A 3,395-nucleotide genomic window follows, 5' to 3' on the forward strand; every position below is an offset into this window, starting at 1 on the left:
ATCCCCGGCGAGATCATCGGGCGCGAGCCGTATAATGGTTATTTAATATTCCAGGGCGGCATCCTCGAGGTCGAGGAGTTCATCCGCAAGTTCCATAAATAGTTATAAATTATGGGAATAGATATAAGGAATTTTCAAGGCTGACGCTTTTTCTTTCTTCCCCCCGTTCCCGGTGCCGTCCGGTCGGGACCAAAGTACTTTTTGCTGCGGTAGCGCAGCCAGACCCGCAGCACCTGGGGGATTTCTTTTCTTTGTTCCGGGGAGAGGCTCTCGTACAGCTTCAGGGCCATGTCGCGGTGGGTGCGGCAGGCGGGATTGCGGTGCGCGTCCCAGTACGACCGGGCCAGGCGGATCAAGCGGCAGGTTTCCTTGACGGGATCGACGGAATCAATCCTAGACATGGGAGAATGGTATCATATGCGGCCATTCCTTGTCGTCCTGCCTACTGCGTCCCGTCAGGGCCGGAAAGGAGTTCGCCTAGGGCCGATGCTTGACTTTGTAACTTGGGCAGAATAGGCTAACTCCCATGAAGCGGCGGTTCATTTTTCTTATTTTTCTTGTGTTACTGCCCGGCGTATTTCTGGCCGGCGAGCGGGAAATCGATTATCGCACCCGCGTCTGGTCCGACACCCGGCCGGCCATCAATCTGACCCATGTCTTCGCGGGCGAGATCAACCGCCGAGGCAAGCCGGTCGGCTTCCATTCCAGGCCCGGGGGGATCGATCCCGCCGGCAGCGGCATCGTACGCTTCATTGACCGACCCAACCGCGTTGGGGTCTATACCGCCGTGGTCTGGATCGACCGCCGCAACCGGACCAAGTTCTCGACCCTCTATCCCGATCGCCTGACCCGCCAGATGGTGATCGAGGCTATCCTTGCCGCCCATCGCCGGGGTCAATGCCGCGGCGAGCGCTTCAGCGGCCCTTCGGGCTATGGATTCACCATTGAGGGCTATATCCAGAACGGGCGCATCAGCACCGCGTATCCAATCTATTCACGATGACAGGAGCAGACAATGACCCACCGATTCTATCGTGATGCCAAGGGCGATTTCAGGGCAAAGACCGGCCGCGACCAGCGCCTGCTCGGCCGGTTCCTGGAGGCCGACGTGCAGGGAAGCGTCGGGATATGTGATGAGGTCCTTGCGGCGCTCGACGATATCGCGGCTGGCCGCAGGAAGCGCTGGCAAATGACCGGCAACGTCCATACTCTGATCGTCAGCATGCGCCGAGCGCGCATCCGGACCGAATTCGCTTCCGACCCCGAGCTGATCCTGTCCCCGGCCGCGCTGCGCCAGGCTCTGCTGGAATGGAAAACGCTGATCGGCCGAAAAACGCCACGTCGCTCCCGCTAGAGGGAATTTGGGGACGGTCGTTCTCAACGGCAAGGCATATATCTTGTCTTCCTGAGCCGGCGGGCCTATCTCCCGGCTGACATTGTCCGCCATCCCGTTTCCGCCGACAAATTGCTCTTATTTGAAAACCTGTCGCTCGTTGCTCCGTATTACTTTTTGAACCAGGAGACGTTCCGATGAACAAACGGATCTTGTCATTTTTGTTCGTGTGCGCGATTTTGTGGCCGGCAACCGCTGCGCTCGTTGCGGTCGAGCTGGATGAAAAGGCGCAGCGGGTCATTCCCGACCTGATCTCCGAAGCCATCACCATCGACGGCCGGCTGACCGAGCCGGCCTGGGCGTCGGCCCCGATCAACCGCCAGTGGATCACCTTCAGCCCCGTATACGGCGAAAAGCTCGACTTCCCGACTGAAGTCTGGCTAGCCTACGACCGCGGCAACCTGTACTTCGCTTTCCGCTGCCATGATCCCGAGCCGGCGAAAATAAAGACCTCGCTGGCCAAGCGCGATTCGGGCGGCAGCGACGACTGGGTCGGGGTGGCGATCGATAACCTCAACAACCGCCAGTCGACATGCGAATTTTACGTCAACCCCAGTGGCGTGCAGCTGGACGGCATGAGCACGGCCATGTACGCCGACACTCTTGACATCGCCCATGACTTTGTCTGGGAAAGCGCCGCCCGGATCGACGAGAGCGGCTACACGGCCGAGATCCGCATACCGCTGGACAGCTTGCGCTTCAAGGGCGGTACCGAGGTGGCCATGGGCATGATGTTCTTCCGCCACATCAGCCGCCTGGGACGGATGGGCTCCTGGCCGGAGATCAAGGTCGGCCGCAACCAATTTCATTTTCTGGTCACGGTCGCCTACCGTAACCTGAAGAAAGCGCTCAACCTGGAAGTGCTGCCCAATTTCACTTTCAACCGCGGCGCCGCCCGGAGCGACGACAGTTCTTGGAAGGCAGCGGAGTGGACTCCCAACGCCGGCCTCTCGTTCAAGTATGGTCTGAGCTCCTCCGTCACCGCCGAAGCAACCCTCAATCCCGACTTCAGCCAGGTGGAAAGCGACGCCTTTCAAGTCGAAGTCAACCAGCGCTACCCGGTTTTTTACAGCGAAAAGCGGCCCTTTTTCATGGAAGGGATCAATAGTTTCGATTTCGGGCTGATCACCAACGGCATGATGCCGGCCTCGGTATACACCCGGTTCATCGCCGATCCCAGATGGGCGGCCAAGCTGAGCGGCACGGCGGGCCGGACCCAGTTCGCCTTGCTGGCGGCCGATGACCGGGCTCCGGGGCTGGAATGGGAGGAGGGGGGCAATCCCCATGCAGGCCGGAGCGCCTACTGGGGACTGTTGCGGCTCAAATACACCCTCGGTTCAGACAATTCGCTGGGACTGATTTACAGCGGCCGCAGTTTTGCCGGAGGCTTCAATCAGGTAGCGGGAGCCGACCTGCAATACCGCATGTTCCAGAACCTGCGCCTTTTGTTCTTCTATTTGCACAGCGAGACCGTCGCCGCTGACCGGGAACCGTCGCGCTCCGGCAACGGCGTCAGCGCCATGGCCCAATACGGCGACCGCCGCTGGCAGGCCTGGGCGACCGGAGAAATCTGGGACAGGGACTTCGCCATGGATTCCGCTTTCATCTACCGCTCGGCCATCAGCCGCGGCCAGTTGTTCCTGGGGCGAAATCTGTACCCGGGCCGGGGCGGCTCCTGGTGGGAGCGCCTGCAAGCCTCCTTTCGCACCGAGGCGATCCATGACTTGGAGACGGGATTGGATGACCGGTCGGCCAACCTGGCCCTCACTCTGTATACCAAGCGCCGAGGGGTTCTCCGCGTCGCCTTCAGCGACAACGAGGAAGCGTGGGCCGGCAGGTTGTTTTCATACCAAACGTGGATCGGCAATGGCCAGCTGCAAGTGAGCAAATGGCTGTTTACCTATGCGTCCCTGCGGCTTGGGGAAAAAATTTATTACGATCCGTCGGACCCGTTTCTCGGTTCCGGTCTCCACCTCGAACTGGCTGCCACCCTGCAGCCGGG

4 protein-coding genes are annotated in these 3,395 nt (G+C 60.2%); 3 read left to right on the top strand and 1 reads right to left on the bottom strand.

The genetic code is table 11. The features are described 5' to 3' along the window. Nucleotides 1-134 precede the first annotated feature (134 nt). Nucleotides 135-401: a Precorrin-3B methylase gene (locus tag NTW95_13375; protein MCX6558398.1), complete on the bottom strand. Its 267-nt coding sequence runs from the start codon at nucleotides 399-401 to the stop codon at nucleotides 135-137. A gap of 125 nt (nucleotides 402-526) precedes the next feature. Here NTW95_13375 and NTW95_13380 point away from each other — a divergent pair, with 125 nt between their 5' ends. The 3 genes from NTW95_13380 to NTW95_13390 all read left to right on the top strand — a co-directional run. Beyond that, complete coding sequence (locus NTW95_13380; protein MCX6558399.1) at nucleotides 527-1,003, top strand: EndoU domain-containing protein; 477 nt, start codon at nucleotides 527-529, stop codon at nucleotides 1,001-1,003. Between the two features lie 12 nt (nucleotides 1,004-1,015). Further along, nucleotides 1,016-1,354: a YacL family protein gene (locus tag NTW95_13385; GenBank protein MCX6558400.1), complete on the top strand. Its 339-nt coding sequence runs from the start codon at nucleotides 1,016-1,018 to the stop codon at nucleotides 1,352-1,354. A 176-nt stretch (nucleotides 1,355-1,530) separates the two neighbouring features. After that, nucleotides 1,531-3,395 (top strand): DUF5916 domain-containing protein (locus NTW95_13390; protein ID MCX6558401.1); only part of this gene is annotated, 1,865 nt, incomplete at its 3' end.

It is taken from the genome of Candidatus Aminicenantes bacterium (assembly GCA_026393795.1).
Classification (GTDB): domain Bacteria; phylum Acidobacteriota; class Aminicenantia; order UBA2199; family UBA2199; genus UBA2199.